22 protein-coding genes and 1 pseudogene are annotated in these 19,651 nt (G+C 58.5%); 15 read left to right on the top strand and 8 right to left on the bottom strand.

What is annotated here, in order from left to right; translation table 11 throughout:
• Window positions 1-91 precede the first annotated feature (91 nt).
• From BN1012_RS17405 to BN1012_RS11755, 4 genes and pseudogenes are all read left to right on the top strand, one after another.
• Entirely contained in the window at window positions 92-253 is a 162-nt protein-coding gene (locus BN1012_RS17405) for an aa3-type cytochrome c oxidase subunit IV (protein ID WP_081826357.1), read from the top strand.
• 145 nt (window positions 254-398) lie between these two features.
• Window positions 399-1,538 (top strand): Re/Si-specific NAD(P)(+) transhydrogenase subunit alpha, encoded by a 1,140-nt coding sequence (locus BN1012_RS11765; protein ID WP_043949762.1) that lies wholly within the window; start codon window positions 399-401, stop codon window positions 1,536-1,538.
• Window positions 1,532-1,852: pseudogene (locus tag BN1012_RS11760) on the top strand (NAD(P) transhydrogenase subunit alpha part 2); the annotation flags it as partial. The gene BN1012_RS11765 and the pseudogene BN1012_RS11760, both read left to right, overlap by 7 nt.
• Window positions 1,853-1,864: 12 nt before the next feature.
• On the top strand, window positions 1,865-3,271 hold the full coding sequence (locus BN1012_RS11755) for an NAD(P)(+) transhydrogenase (Re/Si-specific) subunit beta (RefSeq protein ID WP_043949760.1): 1,407 nt from the start codon (window positions 1,865-1,867) through the stop codon (window positions 3,269-3,271).
• Window positions 3,272-3,417: 146 nt separating this feature from the next.
• Here BN1012_RS11755 and rpsU read toward each other — a convergent pair whose 3' ends face one another.
• Window positions 3,418-3,648: a 30S ribosomal protein S21 gene (gene rpsU / locus BN1012_RS11750; protein ID WP_043949759.1), complete on the bottom strand. Its 231-nt coding sequence runs from the start codon at window positions 3,646-3,648 to the stop codon at window positions 3,418-3,420.
• A gap of 263 nt (window positions 3,649-3,911) precedes the next feature.
• Between rpsU and def the strand changes: the two genes are divergently transcribed.
• Together def and BN1012_RS11740 are read left to right on the top strand one after the other, a co-directional pair.
• Window positions 3,912-4,493 (top strand): peptide deformylase, encoded by a 582-nt coding sequence (gene def, locus BN1012_RS11745; protein ID WP_043949758.1) that lies wholly within the window; start codon window positions 3,912-3,914, stop codon window positions 4,491-4,493.
• Window positions 4,494-4,536: 43 nt separating this feature from the next.
• Window positions 4,537-5,193 carry a COQ9 family protein gene (locus BN1012_RS11740; protein ID WP_043949757.1) on the top strand — a complete coding sequence of 219 codons (657 nt, stop codon included), beginning with the start codon at window positions 4,537-4,539 and terminating at the stop codon, window positions 5,191-5,193.
• An 8-nt stretch (window positions 5,194-5,201) separates the two neighbouring features.
• On the opposite strand, the gene BN1012_RS11735 is transcribed toward BN1012_RS11740, so the two are convergent.
• Window positions 5,202-6,296: a 5-(carboxyamino)imidazole ribonucleotide synthase gene (locus tag BN1012_RS11735; RefSeq protein WP_043949756.1), complete on the bottom strand. Its 1,095-nt coding sequence runs from the start codon at window positions 6,294-6,296 to the stop codon at window positions 5,202-5,204.
• The gene (gene purE / locus BN1012_RS11730; RefSeq protein WP_043949755.1) at window positions 6,289-6,795 is read right to left on the bottom strand and encodes a 5-(carboxyamino)imidazole ribonucleotide mutase; all 507 of its coding nucleotides are present in this window, start codon (window positions 6,793-6,795) and stop codon (window positions 6,289-6,291) included. Before purE ends, BN1012_RS11735 begins: the two co-directional genes overlap by 8 nt.
• A gap of 331 nt (window positions 6,796-7,126) precedes the next feature.
• Between purE and BN1012_RS11725 the strand changes: the two genes are divergently transcribed.
• Window positions 7,127-7,876, top strand: coding sequence for a GGDEF domain-containing protein (locus BN1012_RS11725; RefSeq protein ID WP_043949754.1), 750 nt, complete (start codon window positions 7,127-7,129; stop codon window positions 7,874-7,876).
• A gap of 33 nt (window positions 7,877-7,909) precedes the next feature.
• Here BN1012_RS11725 and BN1012_RS11720 read toward each other — a convergent pair whose 3' ends face one another.
• Window positions 7,910-8,137 (bottom strand): YdcH family protein, encoded by a 228-nt coding sequence (locus BN1012_RS11720; RefSeq protein WP_043949753.1) that lies wholly within the window; start codon window positions 8,135-8,137, stop codon window positions 7,910-7,912.
• Here BN1012_RS11720 and BN1012_RS17870 point away from each other — a divergent pair.
• The 3 genes from BN1012_RS17870 to BN1012_RS11705 all read left to right on the top strand — a co-directional run bounded on the left by BN1012_RS17870 (window position 8,136) and on the right by BN1012_RS11705 (window position 10,398).
• Window positions 8,136-8,546: a DUF465 domain-containing protein gene (locus BN1012_RS17870; RefSeq protein ID WP_320408858.1), complete on the top strand. Its 411-nt coding sequence runs from the start codon at window positions 8,136-8,138 to the stop codon at window positions 8,544-8,546. The two genes, BN1012_RS11720 and BN1012_RS17870, sit on opposite strands and share 2 nt — an antisense overlap.
• Window positions 8,547-8,721: 175 nt before the next feature.
• Window positions 8,722-9,867, top strand: coding sequence for an Acg family FMN-binding oxidoreductase (locus BN1012_RS11710; protein WP_043949752.1), 1,146 nt, complete (start codon window positions 8,722-8,724; stop codon window positions 9,865-9,867).
• Window positions 9,868-9,891: 24 nt separating this feature from the next.
• Complete coding sequence (locus BN1012_RS11705) at window positions 9,892-10,398, top strand: MarR family winged helix-turn-helix transcriptional regulator (protein ID WP_043949751.1); 507 nt, start codon at window positions 9,892-9,894, stop codon at window positions 10,396-10,398.
• On the opposite strand, the gene BN1012_RS11700 is transcribed toward BN1012_RS11705, so the two are convergent.
• Window positions 10,379-11,134 carry a sulfite exporter TauE/SafE family protein gene (locus BN1012_RS11700; RefSeq protein ID WP_043951003.1) on the bottom strand — a complete coding sequence of 252 codons (756 nt, stop codon included), beginning with the start codon at window positions 11,132-11,134 and terminating at the stop codon, window positions 10,379-10,381. The two genes, BN1012_RS11705 and BN1012_RS11700, sit on opposite strands and share 20 nt — an antisense overlap.
• Window positions 11,135-11,280: 146 nt before the next feature.
• Here BN1012_RS11700 and BN1012_RS11695 point away from each other — a divergent pair, with 146 nt between their 5' ends.
• Entirely contained in the window at window positions 11,281-13,206 is a 1,926-nt protein-coding gene (locus BN1012_RS11695; RefSeq protein WP_043949750.1) for a propionyl-CoA synthetase, read from the top strand.
• Entirely contained in the window at window positions 13,175-13,999 is an 825-nt protein-coding gene (locus BN1012_RS11690) for an SDR family NAD(P)-dependent oxidoreductase (RefSeq protein ID WP_320408857.1), read from the top strand. The genes BN1012_RS11695 and BN1012_RS11690 overlap by 32 nt, the downstream gene beginning before the upstream one ends.
• A gap of 24 nt (window positions 14,000-14,023) precedes the next feature.
• On the opposite strand, the gene BN1012_RS11685 is transcribed toward BN1012_RS11690, so the two are convergent.
• Window positions 14,024-14,818 carry a DUF1013 domain-containing protein gene (locus BN1012_RS11685; protein WP_043951002.1) on the bottom strand — a complete coding sequence of 265 codons (795 nt, stop codon included), beginning with the start codon at window positions 14,816-14,818 and terminating at the stop codon, window positions 14,024-14,026.
• A gap of 185 nt (window positions 14,819-15,003) precedes the next feature.
• Entirely contained in the window at window positions 15,004-16,002 is a 999-nt protein-coding gene (locus BN1012_RS11680; protein WP_043949748.1) for an NAD(P)H-quinone oxidoreductase, read from the bottom strand.
• Window positions 16,003-16,098: 96 nt separating this feature from the next.
• Here BN1012_RS11680 and BN1012_RS11675 point away from each other — a divergent pair, with 96 nt between their 5' ends.
• On the top strand, window positions 16,099-16,287 hold the full coding sequence (locus BN1012_RS11675; protein WP_043951001.1) for a DUF1192 domain-containing protein: 189 nt from the start codon (window positions 16,099-16,101) through the stop codon (window positions 16,285-16,287).
• A 394-nt stretch (window positions 16,288-16,681) separates the two neighbouring features.
• Entirely contained in the window at window positions 16,682-17,224 is a 543-nt protein-coding gene (gene rcdA / locus BN1012_RS11670) for a protease adaptor protein RcdA (RefSeq protein WP_043949747.1), read from the top strand.
• Window positions 17,225-17,316: 92 nt separating this feature from the next.
• Here rcdA and rpmE read toward each other — a convergent pair whose 3' ends face one another.
• Window positions 17,317-17,535: a 50S ribosomal protein L31 gene (rpmE, locus tag BN1012_RS11665; protein WP_043949746.1), complete on the bottom strand. Its 219-nt coding sequence runs from the start codon at window positions 17,533-17,535 to the stop codon at window positions 17,317-17,319.
• Window positions 17,536-17,802: 267 nt separating this feature from the next.
• Between rpmE and BN1012_RS11660 the strand changes: the two genes are divergently transcribed.
• Complete coding sequence (locus BN1012_RS11660; protein ID WP_081826507.1) at window positions 17,803-19,650, top strand: ABC transporter transmembrane domain-containing protein; 1,848 nt, start codon at window positions 17,803-17,805, stop codon at window positions 19,648-19,650.
• Window position 19,651 lies beyond the last annotated feature (1 nt).

Raw genomic sequence — 19,651 nt, 5'->3', positions numbered from 1 at the left:
GACTGCTTGCCCGATTGGCCGCTTGCCGCCTATAGTCCGGCTGAATTCTACGTATTTATGACTACCTGCACTTTCCAAGGAGACGGGGCCTATGGCCGACGCCAAAAACGAAGTTTTCGAAGCAGAAGCCTGGGGCAAAGAGATGGAGCCAGAGGGCCATTTTGGCACCTGGGACGGCTTTGTTGCTCTGACCAAATGGGGCACAGTCTCCGTTATTGTCATTCTTGTTCTCATGGGCATTTTTCTGCTGTAGCGGCAGAAGCGTAGGCCTGCGAGCCCTGATCGCTGCATTTTGGTCAGGCTCATCCCACCAACGGCCCAATAATGAGGTCCGCGTTGAAACGTGATGTTCCAAAAGGGACGCACGGCATGGACCCAATCCAACAGGGCGGAGAAATATGAAGCTTGCTATCCCAAAGGAGCGGCGTGACAACGAAACGCGCGTCGCTGCCTCACCGGAATCGGTGAAAAAACTCACAGCACTCGGCTTTGATGTGATCGTGGAGGCGGGCGCTGGCCTTTCCTCTTCCGTGTCAGATGCCGAGTTTCAGGCAGCTGGAGCGACCATTGCAGCGGATGCTGCTGCAACCATGGGTGACGCTGATGTCATCTTTAAGGTGCGCGGTCCGGATGCGGACGAAATTTCAAAGATGAAGCGCGGCGTTGTTCTGGCTGCCATGCTCAACCCCCATCAGAGCAAAGAAACGAACGACGCGCTGGCCAGTGCCGGTGTCACGTCTTTTGCCATGGAACTGATGCCGCGCATCACGCGTGCCCAGTCGATGGACGTGCTCTCGTCGCAATCTAACCTTGCCGGCTACAAAGCCGTAATTGATGCAGCGGAACTCTTCACGCGGGCCTTCCCGATGATGATGACAGCTGCCGGTACGGTTGCTCCGGCTCGCGTGTTCGTCATGGGGGCGGGTGTTGCCGGACTTCAGGCCATTGCCACAGCCAAGCGTCTGGGCGCGATTGTGTCCGCCACGGACGTGCGTGCGGCTGCAGCTGAACAGGTGGAAAGCCTGGGCGGCAAGTTCGTGATGGTGGAACCTGATGAAGGTGATACAGGCGAAACCGCTGGCGGCTATGCCAAGGAAATGAGCGAGGACTACAAAAAGCGGCAGGCCGCTCTTGTGGCTGAGACCATTGCCAAGCAGGACATCGTCATCACAACAGCGCTTATTCCGGGCCGTCCGGCACCGGTGCTGGTGACCGAAGAAATGGTCCGCAGCATGAAGCCGGGCTCCATCGTCGTCGATCTTGCCGTGGAAGCAGGGGGCAACTGCCCGCTGTCTCAGCCCGGTGAGATTGTTGACGTTGATGGCGTCAAGATCATGGGGCACCGCAACGTGCCGGGCCGTCTGGCTGACGACGCCTCCAGCCTCTATGCCAAGAACCTGCTGAACTTCATTACGCCGCTCGTCGACAAAGAAACCGGCGCTCTCACAATTGACTGGGAAGACGAAATCATCACCGGCACGCTCATCTCCAAGGATGGGCAGGTGGTGCACCCGGCACTTAAGGAAGGAGCGGCCTAATGGAAGCTGCAATCGATCCCTTCATTTTCCGACTGGCGATTTTCGTTCTTGCGATTTTTGTTGGGTACTACGTGGTGTGGAGCGTGACGCCTGCCCTGCATACGCCCTTGATGTCGGTGACCAACGCTGTGTCCTCAGTGATCATCGTTGGTGCGCTCATCGCCGTGGCGGTGGATGTGACAGCAACAGAGACTGCGGGCTTCTCGCGCTGGCTGGGTATTGCCGGTGTGGTGCTTGCCAGCGTCAACATCTTTGGCGGGTTCCTCGTCACCCAGCGCATGCTGGCCATGTACAAGAAAAAAGAAAAGAAATAGGGGGCCTGAAACATGTCTGCCAATCTCGCAGCGCTCGCCTATCTCGTTTCCGGCGTGCTTTTCATCATGGCGCTTCGTGGGCTCTCGAGCCCTGAAACGTCCCGTCAGGGCAATATGTACGGCATGGTCGGTATGGCCATCGCCATTGCCACAACGCTTATCCGTCAGGACATCACCAGCAGTGAAGTCTGGATGTACATCATTGGCGCTATCGCCATTGGTGGCGGCATCGGTGCCATCACGGCCAACCGTATTGCCATGACGGCCATGCCGCAGCTTGTTGCGGCTTTCCACTCCCTTGTAGGTATGGCTGCCGTGCTGGTGGCCTGGGCCGCCTTTATGTCACCTGAGGCCTTCGGCATCGGTGTGACGGGCAATATCAAGATCGTCAGTCTCATTGAAATGGGTCTGGGCGTGGCCATCGGTGCCATCACTTTCTCGGGCTCGGTCATCGCCTTTGCCAAGCTGCAGGGCACCATGTCCGGGGCGCCGATCATTCTGCCGGCGCGTCATCTCATCAACATCGCGCTGGCTGTTGCCATCGTCGGTGGGGTGATCTTCCTGTGCCTTGATCCGGCCAACCAGACGATCGAAGCCTTCCTGATCATCACAGTCCTGTCCTTCATCATCGGTTTCCTGCTCATCATTCCTATCGGGGGTGCTGACATGCCGGTGGTGGTGTCGATGCTCAACTCCTATTCGGGCTGGGCAGCGGCGGCGCTGGGCTTCACCCTTGAGAACACGGCTCTCATCATCACAGGTGCTCTTGTGGGCTCCTCGGGTGCGATCCTGTCCTACATCATGTGTAAGGGCATGAACCGGTCGTTCTTCTCGGTGATCCTGGGCGGCTTTGGTGGTGAAACGGCAGCTGCCGGTGGCGCTGTTGAAACCCGTCCCGTAAAGCAGGGCTCTGCTGACGACGCGGCCTTCATCATGAAGAATGCTGGCTCTGTCATCATCGTGCCGGGCTACGGCATGGCGGTGGCGCAGGCACAGCACGCGCTTCGTGAAATGGCGGATGCGCTCAAGGCTGAAGGTGTGACGGTCAAATACGCCATTCACCCGGTGGCTGGCCGTATGCCAGGCCACATGAATGTGCTGCTGGCTGAAGCCAACGTGCCTTATGACGAAGTGTTCGAACTTGAAGACATCAACTCGGAGTTCGCACAGGCCGATGTGGCGTTTGTTATCGGCGCCAATGACGTGACCAACCCCTCTGCCAAAACGGATACGGCCAGCCCGATTTTCGGGATGCCTATTCTGGATGTTGAGAAAGCGGCGACCGTCCTCTTCATCAAGCGCGGCATGGGCTCCGGGTATGCCGGTGTGGAGAACGAACTGTTCTTCCGCGACAACACAATGATGCTGTTCTCCGACGCCAAGAAGATGGTTGAAGAGATCGTGAAGGGTCTGAACTAGCCCCTGCCATATGGCTGAAAGACAAAAGGCCGGAGCATTCGCTCCGGCCTTTTTGTTGTCTACCCGTCTCAGGCGCGCGCATCCGTGCAACAAAAAACGCCCCCGGAAAACCGGAGGCGTTGATTGGTATCAGTCATGCAACGCGACTAGCGCTTGCCGCGGCCCTTCTTGGGCAGAAGACCTTCGCGCTGGGCGCGCTTGCGGGCCAGCTTGCGGGCACGGCGAACGGCTTCAGCCTTTTCGCGGGCACGCTTTTCAGACGGCTTTTCGTAGTAGTTGCGCAGCTTCATTTCGCGGAACACACCTTCACGCTGAAGCTTCTTCTTCAAAGCCCGCAGGGCTTGATCGACGTTGTTGTCGCGAACCAGAACTTGCACGCACTCAGCTCCCTTCGAGCTTAAAATTCACCCCTGCGCGCCGGAAAAGCTGCGCCAACGGGCATGTATCGGTTTGGATTGGACGGGGTCCGGGTCAGATAGGCCGCGCTGTCAGTGCACCTTCAAGCGCGCGAAAAGCTGCCCCGGATATGCCGTCAGGCATTCCAGAGGGGCGGTAAGTACCAAAAGACAGGGAGGTTGTCCACCTTATGTCGCACAGATGCTGGCTTTTCGTCAGCGTCTGGTGGGTCCATATAGGGGCCATGACCATTCGCAAGATAGCCCGCATGGGGCATCCGGTGTTGCTGCAGCCAGCCCAGCCGGTCGAGGACCCAAAATCGCCAGAAATCCGCCATTTGGTAGCGGATATGGTGGAAACCATGATCGACGCCAATGGGGCGGGTCTGGCCGCGCCTCAGGTGCATGAACCCCTGCAGATCGTCATTTTTCAGGCACCGCCAGAGCGTGTGCCGGAAGGAACAGAGGCAGACGAGGCATTTGACCACACCGCGCCGCTTACTGTGCTCATTAACCCGAGAATCGAGGTTTTGACCGAAGAGCGCGCATTTGGCTGGGAAGGCTGCCTTTCGGTGCCGGGCATGCGTGGTCTGGTTCCCAGGCCGACCCGTATAAAATATTCAGGGCTCGATATTGAGGGACAAGCCATTTCGCGCGAGGCGCGGGGCTTTCATGCACGGGTTGTGTGCCATGAATGCGATCATCTGGAGGGAATACTGTATCCCCAGCGCATGGATGATCTGAAGGATCTGATTTTTGAGACGGAAGGCCGCCACTGGGGTGGAGACCGCCCGTCAGACATAAACAAGAGCAAAGACCAAAGTTGAGAGCGACCGCAAGGGCGCCCGGCAAAGCAAAGGCAGCAGAACAATGACCGCAGACAAACACTACGACAAAGCCCGGGCGCAGATACTCAAGGCTGCGCTGCCAGACGTTCCGTTTGATGGATGGACCGGCAAGAGCATGCGCAATGCCGCAAAGAAAGCCGGCGTTGAAAGCGGGCTTGCGCGGTTGGCCTTCCCCGGCGGGACGGCAGATCTGGTTTTGTATTTCGTTCAGCAGGGTGACAAGCGGATGGCGAGCAAGCTGGCCAAGTCCGACTTGCCGTCCATGAAGGTGCGTGAGCGCATTACCTTTGCGGTGCGGACACGCCTTGAAGTGGATGAAGCCAACAAGGAAGCCCTGCGCCGTGCGACCGCTTATCTGGCTCTCCCGACGTCAGGGACGGCTGGTGTTCGCGCACTTTATGGAACGCTGGACGCTATCTGGCGCGCTGCAGGTGATACGTCTACGGACTATAATTTCTACACCAAGCGTCTCATCCTGTCCGGTGTTTATACCAGCACGCTTGCTGTCTGGTTCGGGGATGACTCTGAGGGCCATGAAAAGACGTGGGAGTTTCTTGATCGCCGCATTGCAGATGTGATGCAGATTGAGAAGGTGAAAGGCCGTGCGGAAAAGTTTCTCGGCGCGTTGCCGTCACCGCTGGGTCTTGTGTCCCGGCTGCGTTATCCGCTTGGACGTTAGGCCGCACTTCAGCCTGTCGTCATCGGCGTGATGCGCGTGATGTGGCCCATCTTGCGGCCGGGGCGCGCGTCGCCTTTGCCGTAGAGATGCAGTCCGGTATTGGGTTCTGCTGCCATTTCCAGCCAGGCATCTACATCGTCACCAATGAGATTGGTCATCTGAGCGTCTGAGTGACGCTCTGGCGACCCAAGAGGCCAGCCTGCGACGGCGCGCATGTGTTGCTCAAACTGGCTCACCGTGCAGCCTTCCAGTGTCCAATGGCCGGAATTGTGTACGCGCGGCGCAATCTCGTTGACCACCAGGTCCTGCGTGTCAGCGACCACAAAAAGCTCAACGCCCATGACGCCGACATAGTCGAGCTCGGCGGCGATCTTTTCGGCCAGAGCCCGGGCCTTGGCCTCTATTTCATTTGAGTATCCGGACGGAACCGTTGAGAGCGACAGGATGTGGTTCTCATGGTCATTGCGGGCAGGGTCGTAGGCCGCTGTTGTCCCGTCGATGCCGCGCGCAACGATAACGGAAATCTCGGCTTCAAAATTGACAAAGCCTTCGAGGATCGATGCCTGGTGCTTTACGGCATCCCATGCGTCGAAGGCTGCGGCTTTATCGTTGATGCGTGCCTGACCTTTGCCGTCATAGCCCAGCCGGCGCGTTTTCAGGATGGCCGGAGTGCCGATCTCGTCTAAGGCAGCAGCAAGGTCCGCTGGTCCTGTGACATCTGCGAAGGGGGCGGTCTTGATGCCCAAGTTGCCCATGAAGCTTTTCTCCGCAAGCCGATCCTGCGCAACGGCCAGCGCACGCGCGCCAGGGCGCACGGGCACGTGTCTGGCGAGGAGGGCGGCAGTATCCGTGGGGACATTTTCAAATTCGTAGGTCACAACGTCGACGGCAGCAGCAAAGGCCTGAAGAGCTGCTTCGTCGTCATAAGCTGCGATGGTGGTCGCGTCGGCTACCTGTGCCGCTGTGCACCCAGCTTCGGGGCAATAGATATGTGTCTTGAGGCCCAGTCGTGCGGCGGCCATTGCGAGCATGCGGCCCAGCTGTCCGCCGCCCAGAATGCCGATCGTGCTACCGGGGGGAAGGGCGCCTGAAGTATCAGGCATCTTCGACGGTCTCTTTGACGCTGGCTGTCTGGTCGGCGCGGAAAGCATCGAGCCGCGCGGCAAGGGCGTCATCGGTTGTTGCCAGAATGGCAGCCGCCAGCAGGCCTGCGTTCTTGGCACCGGCCTTGCCGATGGCAAGGGTGCCGACGGGAATGCCGCCGGGCATCTGCACGATGGAGAGCAGTGAATCCTGGCCCTTGAGGGCAGCACTTTCTACCGGCACTCCGAGGACGGGCAGCGGTGTCATGGCGGCGGCCATGCCGGGCAAATGTGCAGCACCGCCGGCGCCTGCAATAATGACATGCAGGCCGCGAGACTTGGCGCTGGTGGCATAGTCGTACAGGCGCTGGGGCGTGCGGTGCGCGGAGACGACCTGGGTCTCGTAGGGCACACCAAGTGCGTCCAGTGCTTCTGCGGCATGAGTCATGGTGGGCCAGTCAGAGCGGCTGCCCATGATGATGCCAACGCGTGGCGGGGTGCTGGAGGTGCTTTCGCTCATAGAGTGCCCATGCCCAAAACAAGACGGCCCGGGACGTGCCCGGGCGCGGAAAGCAGGGGAGTATAGGCACGGGCTGGCGTATGGCAAGCATGGCTTGGGCGGTGGCTCTGTGACCCTAAACGGCGCTTATGTGCCAGTTTGAGCCGTATTTGCCTTGGTGCGGACCGGGCATAAATGAATTGTTAAGATGGCTCGCTTAGGTGGAAAGGGCAGCAATAGGCATTTTTTCAATGATTTGCTGCCTTAATGACTGTATCGGGCTTCTCATTTCGGTCGTCTGATACTCCCAGAAGGGCGTCCATATGTGGGCGACACATAGGCGGGGTTGACCATGAAGGTTGGAGGAACACGGCGGCCGGGGACCGTGTCATCCGTGCGCGGGGCGGGTTCGCCCTCGCGGGCATCCGCTGCGGGCTCAGCAAGCGCTGCCAGTGCGCCCCGTCAGATTTCCGATACCGCCTCCATCATGGGCATTCCAGAGGCCGAGGTGACGCCCAAGGTGCGCGATGCGCTCATGACCTTGATGTCCGAGGTTGATGCGCTGCGCAAGGAACTCACAACCATGCGGGGCCGGCTTGATGCGGTTCAGCAAGAGGCCGATACGGATTCCTTGGTGCCGGTGCTCAATCGCCGTGCGTTCGTGCGCGAACTCTCTCGCATGATTTCGTTTTCAGAGCGCTACGGTGCTCCTGCGAGCCTCGTCTTCATTGACCTCAACAACTTCAAGACCGTGAACGACACCTACGGACATGCTGCCGGAGATGCGGTGCTTGAGTATGTGGCTGGGGCGCTTGTCGAGCATGTGCGTGAATCCGACATTGTCGGGCGCATTGGCGGTGACGAATTCGCTGTCATCCTTGCCCAGGCCAATGAAGCCGATGCGATGGAGAAGGCTGAGAGCCTTATGCACCTGATTGCGGACACGCCGCTGGAGATCATGGGACACAAGATTGGTGTGTCCGTATCTCCGGGTGCTGTCGCGTTCAAGCCAGGTGAAGACGCGGCCACCGCCCTCGCGCGTGCTGACGAAGCCATGTATGTGGCAAAGCGTCGGCGTCAGGAAAGCGAGAAGAAGAGCTAGAGGCTCTTTTGACCGCACGTCACCTCAAAGATTCTAGGCAATGATATCGGGAACCAGCTGGTCCTCGATGAAGCCGATCTCGTCGCGAATGGCGAGCTTCATTTTCTTGAGGCGGCGAATGCGTAAGGGATCTGCGGCACCGCTGGCTTCCAGCGCATCAATTGCCGCATCCATGTCGCGGTGCTGCTGGCGGAGCTGAACGAGCTTTGCGCGCATGGCGTCTTCGCTTTGGGCCTCATCAGTTGAAACGTCCTGGGTCATGCCGCTCCGTGCATCCAGTTGCGTGCTGCGTCTGCCCCAAGCTGACGCTGTGCTGATGCCTTCTAGCGTGCGCGAAGAAGGGCTGCAAGGTCATGTGTCTATTGAAAAATCCAAGACTTATGCCCGTTTTTCGGCAGTTTGGATGGGGATGTCGATTTTGCTTAACAGACGTGTGAATTGGAGTCAGACTCATGGTCCGTCAACAGCGATATGGGAGGCCCGACGCATGTCACTATCAGTGCACCTCAACGAACTCCACGAGCGGCACCGGCTATTAGAGACTGAAATCGAGCGGGAACAGCTGAGTCCCGCCAGCGATGATCTGGTGATCTCAGAGCTCAAAAAGAAGAAACTTCTGTTGAAAGAAGAGATTGAGCGATTGTCCCTTGAATTAGACACCGCCGCCTGACGGTTTCAGGCTTCCAGTACCTATCAGTATGACGCGTACGGCAAGCGCCAGACAGGAAGTCTGGCGCTTTTCGCATGTCTGGGCTTCAACCTGGATGACAATTTGAGCGGACGTCCCTTGTATTAATTCGATATCAAACCATATGATACGATATCGAATTATAGGGAGCGCTCTCATGGCCAAATCTCGTCGCCAATTTTTGCGAATCGCTGGATCAACTGCTGTTATTGCTGCTGCAGGGGCAACAGGCTTCATTGTCACCCGCACGCCCGACAAAGCCCTTGCGCCCTGGTCGCAGGCTGGCAGCGCTTACACAGATCCGCGCAAGCGTGCGCTGTCTTACGCGGTTCTCGCTCCCAATCCGCACAATCAGCAACCATGGCTGGTGACGCTTGAGGGTCAGGACAGTTTCACGTTGTCCTATGACCTGGGTCAGATGCTGCCGCACACGGACCCGTTCAATCGACAGATTGTTATCGGCCTGGGCTGCTTCCTTGAACTCATGCGCATGGCGGCCGCGAGTGACGGGTATCGTGCTGATGTGACTCTCTTCCCGGAAGGTGAACCGGAGCCGGTGCTGGATGGGCGGCCAATCGCACGGGTGACACTGGTCAAGGATGGTTCTGTCGCCGCGTCGCCACTGTTTGCCGAGGTGTTCAATCGGCGGTCAAACAAGGAGCCGTTCGACATGTCCACGCCGGTGGCTCTGGAAGACATGTCCAGCATCATAGGTGTGGTGGGTGATGGTGCGATCACCGGTGCCATTCATGACCAGGAGTCAATTGAGATACTGAAGGATCTGAGTTGGCGCGCACATCTCATCGAGGTGGAAACACCACGAACCTACATGGAGAGTGTTGACGTGATGCGGTTCGGCAAAGCTGAAATCAATGCCACTCCGGATGGCATTGATTTGGGTGGGCCATTTCTTGAAGCACTGAACATCGCTGGCATTTTGACGCGTGAAGAACTCTCCGACATGACGTCCGCTGCATACGCTCAGGGCGTCGATATGTACCGCGACATCATCTGGTCAGCCATGGGATACGTCTATGTTGCGACCGCAACAAATACGAGACGAGATCAGATTGCGTCGGGTCGCGACTGGATACGCATGAACCTCAAGGCCAATCAGCTTGGCATCGCTATTCATCCGTTGAGCCAAGCCCTTCAGGAATATCCGGAAATGGATGCTTTGCTGACTGAGTTGCATGAAACACTTGGCCAGCAAGGGTCTCGCGTGCAAATGTTCGCGCGGGTTGGTTACGGCCCCGCTCTTTCGCCTAGCCCGCGTTGGCCGATTGATGCGAAGATCACATGATTTTTTATTTGTATTTTGAGTTCAATGGACAACGACAAAAACAATCAACCGTCCAAACTGAATGACCCGACACTCTTCACATTTTTCAATGAGATCGGAATCATCGATCAGTTGGCACGCACTGCATTTGAACGCGTCCTGCCCAAGGGTTTGACCGTTCCGCAGTTTTCGGTGCTCAACCATTTTGTGCGGCTTGGCGGTCCGCGAACACCGGCGCAATTGGCGAACTCGTTTCAGGTGAGCCGCGCGACCATGACCAATACGCTCAAGCGTCTTGATGATGCTGGCTTCATTGTCGCGGAAAGAGATCCCAATGATGGCCGGTCGAAAAAAATCGACATCACACAATCAGGGCGAGACATTCGCGAGGTTGCTGTCGGGAGTTTGATGCCGCTGTTGGCGGAAATGTCGACGCGGTTTGATTTGAGTGCGATCGCGACATTGATACCAACGCTGCAGGCGGTTCGGATTGAACTCGACAACAGCCGCGAACTGGCCGGCGAAGTCGCCGCTAGGCAAAAAGATCAATAGACGCGTCGTACACGAGTTTTAGCCCTACAAGCGTCACGCCTGCGTAACAGAGTTTGTAGAATGGCTCTTCGGGGATCAGGTGGTGCAGCTTGACGCCTGCAAGAATCCCGATGGGTGCCAACGGCATCAAGACCAGGGCGGTGAGCAGGTTTGTCGCATCGAACTGGCCCAGCGCCAGATAGGGCGGCACTTTGATGAGGTTCACAGCCCAGAAAAAGACGACGCTGGTGCCAACATAGAGCGTTTTGTCGAGCCGCTGCGGCAGCATGTAGACCTGAAAGGGCGGGCCACCTGCGTGAGCCACGAAACTCGTGAACCCTGCGATGGCGCCCCAAAATCCACCTTTGCGCACGGAGCGACCCGGAACACCTTCCCGGCGTTGCCCGGTCCAAAAGTCGGCAGCGAACGCGAGGGCTACAAGGCCGACTATCAAGGCTACATGCTCTGATTGCACGAGACTTGCCGTCGTCCAACCGATCCCGATGCCGATGGCTGCAGCCGGGATGAGAATGCGCAGGTTGGGCATGTCGAAATTTCGCCGATATGCCCACAGGCCAACAATGTCCATTGCCAACAGGATCGGCAGTAAAATGGCAGCTGCCTGCAGGGGCGATATCACCAATGCCATAAGCGGGACGCCGAGGATGCCGAACCCTGCTGCAAACCCACCCTTGGAAATCCCAACGATGAGCACAGCGGGTACGGCTGCAATGTAGAACCAGGGGTCTTCAATCATGTGAGGGATGGCGTCCGGGGTGAGAAGAGCGCTTGCATGCACCCTTGTTGCGGTGGGAAATTGATCGGGCCGCTATAAGGCAAAACTCCCAAAGCGCAAAATCGCTGGCTGGCACGCGATCACCAGGCGGAAACAACAGGACGGTTATGAGCACTTACGACGAGAGCTATCAGGCATGGCGTGATGACCCGCAAAGGTTTTGGGCCGATGCGGCAAATGACATCCACTGGGACAAAATGTGGGACACGGTGTTGGACACGTCCGCCCAGGCCAATGGATCCTGGTTTGCCGGTGCCATGTGCAACACGTCGTATAATTGTCTCGACCGTCATGTTGAGGCGGGGCATGGGGACCGTGCCGCGCTGATTTGTGACAGCCCGGTCACCCAGACCAAGAAGACCTATTCCTATTCAGAGCTTCTGGAAGAAGTTGCCACCCTTGCTGCCGTGCTTGAGGGCAAGGGTCTGGTGGCCGGTGATCGTGCCATCATCTACATGCCGATGATCCCGGAAGCCGCCATTGCAATGCTGGCGTGCGCGCGACTGGGTGTTGTTCATTCGGTGGTGTTTGGTGGCTTTGCGGCACATGAACTTGCGACACGCATTGATGACGCGACACCCAAGGCCATCTTGTTGGCGTCCTGCGGGATCGAGCCTGGTCGTGTTGTTCCTTACAAGCCGCTTGTGGATGCCGCCATTGAGCAATCATCCCACAAGCCCGATGCCTGCTTTGTGCTGCAGCGGCCGATGGAAGTGGCTGACATGACAGCGGGCCGCGATCACGACTGGGCAGACAGTGTTGCCACGGCAAAGGCTGAGGGCCGTCGTGCAGACTGTGTGTCCGTTGCCGCAACGGACCCGCTTTACATTCTCTATACGTCCGGTACGACCGGGCAGCCCAAGGGTGTGGTGCGCGACAATGGCGGGCACATGGTGGCGCTCAACTGGTCCATGAACGCTGTCTACGGCATGAGTGCGGGAGACGTGTTCTGGGCGGCGTCGGACGTGGGGTGGGTCGTCGGGCATTCCTACATTGTGTACGGGCCGCTTCTGGCTGGCTGCACCAGTGTTCTTTACGAAGGGAAGCCTGTTGGCACGCCGGACGCGGGTGCTTTCTGGCGGGTGATTTCAGAGCACAAGGTCAAGGCATTGTTCACAGCGCCCACGGCCTTTCGTGCGATCAAACAACAGGACCCTGACGGGACGTTGATCGGCGATTATGACCTTTCCGATTTCACCATGCTTTTTCTTGCAGGCGAGCGCGCGGACCCGCCGACGGTTCAGTGGGCAGAAGATCAACTCAAGGTGCCGGTCATTGATCATTGGTGGCAGACAGAAACAGGGTGGGCGATTGCAGCCAATCCGGCAGGGCTTGGGCTTCTGCCGATCAAGCACGGGTCACCGACGGTTCCCATGCCCGGCTATGACGTGCGGGTGCTTGATGATGCAGGGCACGAGGTGGCGGCCGGAACAACCGGGTCCATCGCTGTGAAACTGCCATTGCCGCCGGGGTGTCTGCCGACGCTTTGGCAAAACGAGGGTCGGTTCAAGGAAGCATACCTTGAGGAGTTCCCCGGGCACTACAAGACGGCTGATGCGGGGTACCGGGATGAAGACGGCTATCTCTTCATCATGGCGCGCACGGATGACATCATCAATGTGGCGGGGCACAGGCTCTCAACCGGTGGCATGGAAGAAGTACTGGCGGGGCAGGCCGATGTGGCGGAGTGTGCTGTCATCGGGGTGGCGGACGACCTCAAGGGTCAACTGCCATTGGGGTTCGTCGTGCTGAAAGCGGGTTGTGATCGCAACGCTGACGATATTGAGCGCGATTGCGTTGCGCTGGTGCGGCAGGAAATAGGACCGGTGGCCGCGTTCAAGAGTGTGATCGTGGTCAAGCGACTCCCGAAAACCCGGTCAGGCAAAATCCTGCGCGGCACGATGAGCAAGATCTGTGACAGTGCTGAATGGAAGATGCCGGCAACGATTGATGACCCGGCCATTCTGGATGAGATTACAGTGGCGGTGACCGAGCGCGGCTATGCGCGCGGTACCTCTGGCAAAAGGGCGTAACGGCATGGATCTGGGTGACAAGGTTGCGATCATTACGGGTGCCGCTCACGGCATCGGATATGCCTGTGCGGCCCGTTTTGCGCAGGAAGGCGCGCGGGTCATGATTGCTGATATCGACGAAACGGCAGGTGCTGAAGCAGCGTCGGTCATTCAGGAAGCCGGAGGCAATGCGCAGTTTGTTGCCTGTGACGTGTCAGACCGGCTGGACGTTCACAACCTTGTGGCAGCGACCCTTGAAGCCCATGAGCGCGTTGATGTTCTGATCAACAATGCCGCGGTCGTCCATTCGTCTGATTTTCTTGACCTGAGCGAAGACGATTTCGAACGGGTGATGAAGGTCAATCTCACTGGTGCATTCATTACCGGCCAGGCTGTGGCGCGGGTTATGAAAAAACAGAACGAAGAAGACCAACGGCACGGCGCGATCATCAACATGTCTTCTGTCAATGCTGAGGTCGCGATCCCTGATCAGGTGCCCTATGTGGTGGCCAAAGGTGCGATCAACCAGTTGACCCGTGTCATGGCGGTTTCGCTGGCTCAGCATGACATCAGGGTCAATGCCATCGGGCCGGGGTCCATCTCGACCGGCATGTTGCGGTCCGTGAATGCGGATGACGCTGGACGCGCACGGCTCATGTCGCGCACGCCAATGGGACGTGTCGGGTCACCTGATGAGATTGCGGGGGTGGCCGTCTTTCTGGCGTCGGACGATGCCAGCTACATCACCGGCGAATGCATCTATGCCGATGGGGGGCGTCTGGCCCTCAACCTGACGGTTGAAGGCCAGAGCTAGATTTCTCAGTCAGCCTGCGGGGCGTTAGCCTTGAGGAGGCGTGTCGTCTTCTTCCTCAGGGGCAACGGTGCTGCCGCCAAGGCTTGAGAAGACTGAATCAACATCAGGGCGATTCCCGTCACGCGCATCCGGTGCGTCCTGACTGTCGCTTCCTGATGGATCAAGTACCTGACCAAAGTCGCCGTCGCCATCTGGCGTGATGCCTGCTGCGGCGTCCGCGAGTGCCTGCGTGGCCGGGGCAAGCTTGCCGAGATCTTCCACGGACTTGCCGGCCTTCTTGGCTTCGCGCTCAAGACGGCGGCCTGCCTTCTGAACGGCTGCATCAAGCTCGATCTGCGTGGACAGGCCCAGCGTCACCGGATCGACCGGGTTGATGTTGGACATGTTCCAGTGAGAGCGGTCGCGGATCGACTGAATGGTTGGCTTGGTGGTGCCAACCAGCTTGCCGATCTGGCCGTCTGTCAGTTCCGGGTGATAGCGCACGAGCCATGCAATGGCGTCCGGACGTTCCTGACGGCGGGACAGGGGCGTGTAGCGTGGTCCCTTGCGGCCCTTTTTGGGCTCTGGCAGGTCATGCTTCGATTCCAGAATCTTCAGCTCATAGGACGTGTCTTCTTCGCCGCGCTTGATTTCGTCGCGGGTGATCTGCCCGGCTGTGACCGGATCCTGACCCTTGATGCCCATGGCAACGTCGCCGTCAGCAATGCCCTTCACTTCCAGCGGGTGCAGGCCGCAAAAGGCTGCGATCTGGTCAAAGGTAAGGGCGGTGTTGTCCACCAGCCAAACGGCAGTGGCTTTGGGCATAAGAGGAGCGGTCATATTCCTGGTTTCCTTCGCTTGCGCGCGGATGAGCGGGGTCATGTGCGAAACAGCATAAGGCCGTAACGCGCCGTATCTTCCCGATACGGCCCCTGATCATCCAATTGGTTGAAGGGATTAGACCGTCTTATAGGCCCAGATGGGCGCGGATGAAAGACCCGTTGTGGGGCCAATTTTCACCCTGGTTATGGCGTCAGCAGGATTTTGCCCACGTGGCCTGAAGATTCCATGCGTTCGTGGGCTTTGGAGGCGTCTGCCAGCGGGTAGGTGTCATCAACCACGGCCTTGATGCGTCCGGCCTCGATCAATGGCCAGACATGCATCCGGACCTCTGACGTCAGCCTTGCCTTTTCAGCCACGTCGCGTGCTCGCAGAGTTGACCCGCGCAGGGTCAGGCGTTTGAGCATGAGCGGCAGAAGATCCACCTCCACCCGGGAGCCGGACATATAGGCGATGTTGACGATGCGGCCCTGTCGGGCGGCGGCTTCGATGTTGCGGGCAACGTAGTCTCCGCCCACCATGTCGAGGATGACGTCAGCGCCCTTGCCGTCGGTCACCTCCTTGACGACCTCCACGAAGTCTTCTTCGCGATAGTTGATGGCACGAACAGCGCCCAGATCTTCGCAGGCCTTGCACTTGTCTGCGCTACCAGCTGTCGCAATGACCTTGACGCCCAAGGTCGAGGCAAGCTGGATCGCGGTGGTGCCGATCCCTGAAGACCCGCCATGGATCAAAAGCGTTTCACCGGGCCGGAGCTGGCCGTCTTCAAAGACATTGGTCCACACAGTCATGACGGTTTCAGGCAGGGCTGCGGCCTCCACCAGTGACACGCCTTCAGGCCTGGGAAGCACGCTGCCCTCATGGACCACGGCATATTCCGCGTAGCCGCCGCCGGCCATCAGTGCGCAGACCTCGTCACCTTCCTTCCACAGCGAAACGCCCGGACCGATCGCTGCAAGGGTTCCCGATACTTCCAGTCCGGGAAGGTCCGAAGCGCCGGGAGGGGCTGGATAAAAGCCCATGCGTTGGACGCAGTCACCGCGATTGACGCCCGCCGCAGCAACCTTGATCAGCACTTCGCCGTGCGCTAGCTGCGGGGTCATGCACTCGGTCAGCTTCAGCACATCCGGGCCGCCGAACTCTGAAATTTCAACGGCATTCATTGTGGCGGGGACGTTTGTCATCAGGTGAAGCCTTGTCATGAAATGTGGACGGGCACAGAATTGGTGACACGGAAACTGGCAACTCAGCGCCAAAGGTTCAAGCCGGAGGATTTTTCAATGCAGGATGATGACCTTCCGCCCCCACCCATTCTCAGCCTGACGAAGGCTGAAATCGAGGACCTGTCGGTGCCGGAGCTTGAGGAGCGCATTGTGGCGCTGGAAGCTGAGATCGTGCGCGTGCGGGATGTAATCGCAACCAAGCAGGACAGCAAATCTGCCGCGGAGGCCGTATTCGGCAAGAGCTAGATGGTCTGATCCAAAAGGGTTGCCCCGTTTTGGTACTACCGCGGCCCTGCATGGCGCAGATAGCGTTAACGGTTGTTAACCTTTTATTAGCACCTGACGCCTAGGGTTTAAGTGCGTAATCCGGTTTGCCCGGGTTTTGGGGTGGCTGCCGCCATACCCATTTGACGCCTCCCTGTTGAACTTCAAGAGCCGCGCGCAACCGCGGCTCTTTTTTTGTCCAGAATCCCGAATTTTGCGGAATCCAGCCGCCTGGCCTAGGATTTTGCCCATTGTCGGCCCCTTTGGGGAGCTTGGGGGCAGGCTGGCACCGTTCTTGTAAATCCCATGTGGAATGGCACGCAGCAGTCGCTGACCTGTGCCGAAACGGGTTCAGAACGGAACAGTGGGGCTTTTGATGGGCACGGTAGACGGCAAACTTAACGATGTGAGCATGCTTGGCAGTGTGCGGAACTTTGCTGAAACAGCGCAGTTTGAGCAGATGTTCAAAGACGGTATGGGCATGGTCGAAGAGGCTGCGTCCTATCTGGATGGCGAGGGGCGGGATCACGCCAAGACGCTGTCTCGCAAGGGCGCGCTGGCCTATGCGGCGGAAAGCATGCGTCTCACGACCCGCCTGATGCAGGTGGCATCATGGCTGCTCGTGCAGCGGGCGGTCGCGCGGAATGAAATGACAGTCACTGAAGCACGGACGCAGCGGTATCGGCTTGGTGCCAAAGAGCTTTGTTACGCCCGGCCTATTGAAGGGGCAGACGAGCTTCCCCATCCACTGGCGGACATGATTGCCCGGTCACGCCGGCTCTATGCCCGTGTGGACCGTCTCGACAAGATGATGCATGGGGATGCGTCCGAGGTTGAGCCCAAGACCGCTGTGGCGCGTCAATTGTCCAAGATTGAAAGTGCCTTTCGCCAGATGAAGGCGGAAGACCGCCTGCATTAGCATCCGGGCTAGACACGCAATAAAAAAGGCCGGTGCAGCAATGCACCGGCCTTTTTGTATCTGGGTCCAGACTGGGTGGCCGGACGAAACCCCTAAACGAAGCCCTTGTACTTGTCCTTGAAGCGGGACAGGCGTCCGCCACGGTCGAGCAGACGCTGCTCGCCACCGGTCCAAGCCGGGTGCGTCGTTGGGTCAATGTCCAGCACCAGACGGTCGCCTGGTTTGCCGTAGGTTGACTTGGTCTGGTACTCGGTGCCGTCGTTCATGACCACTGTGATCATGTGGTATTCCGGGTGGATATCTGGCTTCATGGCCTTGTTCTCTCTCAAAAGTCCGCGCCTGAGCGTTAACGGTCGCCCGTCGCGATAAGCCGGTAATCATCGGTAGAAGTCGCGCGGTATAGCCCTTTGATGGGCTTTAGGCAAGGGCTTGCTGCGGGTTCCCCATGGGGAGGGTACTGCCTTGCCGGTTGCGGCGTGCAGCCCCATGTTGTGACGGTGACAACTTTGATATGACAGCGCCTCCGCAACACCCGTGCCGTCCAGCCAAATGAGGCGTTTTTGAGCGATTCTTCAGCCATTTCGAGCCCAAATCCTGACAGCCGTCCCCGGGGGCGGGGTGTTGGGCCATTAGCAAGCCTGTGGCCCTTGGTAATGAATTACCCCTGGCAACTCTTTGGCGCATTTGTTGCGCTGATTGCCGCGGCGGCGGCCACCTTGGCAATTGGCGTTGGCATGCGGGTCGTGGTGGACGAGGGATTTTCTGTCGAGAGCACAGAATCCATCGACAGGGCTTTTGCGCTGCTGATGGTGGTGGCGGTTGCCATGGCTATTGCGTCTGCTGCTCGATATTTCTTTGTGACCCGGCTTGGGGAGCGGGTAACCGCAGACCTGCGGGCAAAGGTTTTTGGAAATCTCCTCACCCTTGCTCCTGAGTTCTATGAAAAGGTTCGGACCGGCGAAATCCTCTCCCGCCTGACTGCCGATACAACACTGGTGAGAACCGTCCTTACCTCCAGCATGTCGGTTGCTTTGCGAAACGCCATTTTGTTCGTCGGCGGATCAATCATGGCGGTTTATACAGCGCCGGGGTTGAGTGCACTCGTCCTCGTTGCTCTGCCAGTCATTGTGTTGCCACTTATCGGCTTTGGACGACTTATCCGCGGCCTTTCCAGGACCTCTCAGGATCGCCTTGCTGACACCGGAGCATTCGCATCCGAGGCGCTGCAGGCAATCAAAGTTGTGCAAAGTTTCAACCATGAGGACCATGACCGGCAACGCTATACCGGTGTCGTCGAAAAAGCGTTTGACGCAGCTCGACGTCATGTCGCCGCACGATCGGTCATGACAGCGGTTGTGATTGCATTGGCATTTGCGAGCATTGTTGCTGTGTTGTGGATGGGTGCTCGTGCGGTGGTTGAAGGTGACATGACGGGTGGCACGCTTACCCAGTTTGTCTTCTACGCGATCCTGTGCGCCACCAGCATGGCGGCGCTGAGCGAAGTCTGGGGTGAGTTCCAGATGGCGGCGGGTGCGGCAGAGAGACTGTCTGAACTGCTGAACGCCGAGTCCGAAATCCCGGTTGCAAATAACCCGACCGCGCTGCCAATACCGTCGAAGGGGCAGGTGACGTTTGAGGATGTCGGGTTCCGCTATCCGTTGCGGCCTGAGGCATCGGCAATGACCGGCTTCTCGCTGGATGTGTCGCCGGGGGAAACCGTGGCGCTTGTCGGCCCCTCCGGCGCTGGCAAAAGCACGGTCTTTCAGCTGCTGCTGCGGTTCTATGACCCCCAGACAGGCCGCATCAAGATTGATGGTGTTGATCTCAAGGATGCTGACCCTGAGGACTTCCGGCGGCGCATTGCCTTCGTGCCTCAGGAGACGGTGGTGTTTGGCACCAGTGTTCGCGACAACATCGCCTATGGGCGACCTGATGCAACGAAAGAGGAAGTGCTGGCAGCTGCCAAGGCCGCCCACGCCGACGAGTTCATTCAGCAGATGCCGGATGGCTACGATACGGAACTTGGTGAGCGCGGCGTGACACTGTCCGGTGGTCAGCGGCAGCGGCTTGTGATTGCGCGGGCATTGCTCAGGGATGCGCCCATTCTACTTCTGGATGAAGCCACAAGCGCGCTGGATTCAGAAAGTGAGGCTCTGGTGCAGGCTGCGCTGGACCGGCTCATGGCCGGGCGCACAGTGCTGGTGATTGCGCACCGCCTTGCGACGGTCACAAAGGCAGACAGAATCATTGTTATGGATGGTGGGCGCATCGTGGCGCAGGGCACACATGCAGAACTTGTTGCGCAGGGTGGGCTATATGGCCGGCTTGCACGATTGCAGTTTGATCTGGATAGGTCACAGGACGTATCCGGCCTAGAAAAAGAAGCATCCCAACTGGCACCAGGCCATGCAGCTGCGGGCAGCTAGG

This window comes from Candidatus Phaeomarinobacter ectocarpi (assembly GCF_000689395.1).
In the GTDB taxonomy this organism is placed as follows: domain Bacteria; phylum Pseudomonadota; class Alphaproteobacteria; order CGMCC-115125; family CGMCC-115125; genus Pyruvatibacter; species Pyruvatibacter ectocarpi.
Note: the sequence above shows the minus strand (reverse complement) of the source record. Positions and strands in the feature narration are given on the sequence as shown.

Coding starts and splice junctions, on each gene's coding strand:
- BN1012_RS11740 (WP_043949757.1), top strand. CDS start 4,537: ATGACCGCAGACAAACACTACGACAAAGCCCGGGCGCAGATACTCAAG.
- BN1012_RS11705 (WP_043949751.1), top strand. CDS start 9,892: ATGGACAACGACAAAAACAATCAACCGTCCAAACTGAATGACCCGACA.
- purE (WP_043949755.1), bottom strand. CDS start 6,795: ATGAGCGAAAGCACCTCCAGCACCCCGCCACGCGTTGGCATCATCATG.
- BN1012_RS11725 (WP_043949754.1), top strand. CDS start 7,127: ATGAAGGTTGGAGGAACACGGCGGCCGGGGACCGTGTCATCCGTGCGC.
- BN1012_RS11685 (WP_043951002.1), bottom strand. CDS start 14,818: ATGACCGCTCCTCTTATGCCCAAAGCCACTGCCGTTTGGCTGGTGGAC.
- rpmE (WP_043949746.1), bottom strand. CDS start 17,535: ATGAAGCCAGATATCCACCCGGAATACCACATGATCACAGTGGTCATG.
- def (WP_043949758.1), top strand. CDS start 3,912: ATGACCATTCGCAAGATAGCCCGCATGGGGCATCCGGTGTTGCTGCAG.
- BN1012_RS11695 (WP_043949750.1), top strand. CDS start 11,281: ATGAGCACTTACGACGAGAGCTATCAGGCATGGCGTGATGACCCGCAA.
- BN1012_RS11700 (WP_043951003.1), bottom strand. CDS start 11,134: ATGATTGAAGACCCCTGGTTCTACATTGCAGCCGTACCCGCTGTGCTC.
- BN1012_RS11680 (WP_043949748.1), bottom strand. CDS start 16,002: ATGACAAACGTCCCCGCCACAATGAATGCCGTTGAAATTTCAGAGTTC.
- rcdA (WP_043949747.1), top strand. CDS start 16,682: ATGGGCACGGTAGACGGCAAACTTAACGATGTGAGCATGCTTGGCAGT.
- BN1012_RS11710 (WP_043949752.1), top strand. CDS start 8,722: ATGGCCAAATCTCGTCGCCAATTTTTGCGAATCGCTGGATCAACTGCT.
- BN1012_RS11735 (WP_043949756.1), bottom strand. CDS start 6,296: ATGCCTGATACTTCAGGCGCCCTTCCCCCCGGTAGCACGATCGGCATT.
- BN1012_RS11765 (WP_043949762.1), top strand. CDS start 399: ATGAAGCTTGCTATCCCAAAGGAGCGGCGTGACAACGAAACGCGCGTC.
- BN1012_RS11675 (WP_043951001.1), top strand. CDS start 16,099: ATGCAGGATGATGACCTTCCGCCCCCACCCATTCTCAGCCTGACGAAG.
- BN1012_RS11690 (WP_320408857.1), top strand. CDS start 13,175: ATGCGCGCGGTACCTCTGGCAAAAGGGCGTAACGGCATGGATCTGGGT.
- BN1012_RS17405 (WP_081826357.1), top strand. CDS start 92: ATGGCCGACGCCAAAAACGAAGTTTTCGAAGCAGAAGCCTGGGGCAAA.
- BN1012_RS17870 (WP_320408858.1), top strand. CDS start 8,136: ATGCCGCTCCGTGCATCCAGTTGCGTGCTGCGTCTGCCCCAAGCTGAC.
- BN1012_RS11720 (WP_043949753.1), bottom strand. CDS start 8,137: ATGACCCAGGACGTTTCAACTGATGAGGCCCAAAGCGAAGACGCCATG.
- BN1012_RS11755 (WP_043949760.1), top strand. CDS start 1,865: ATGTCTGCCAATCTCGCAGCGCTCGCCTATCTCGTTTCCGGCGTGCTT.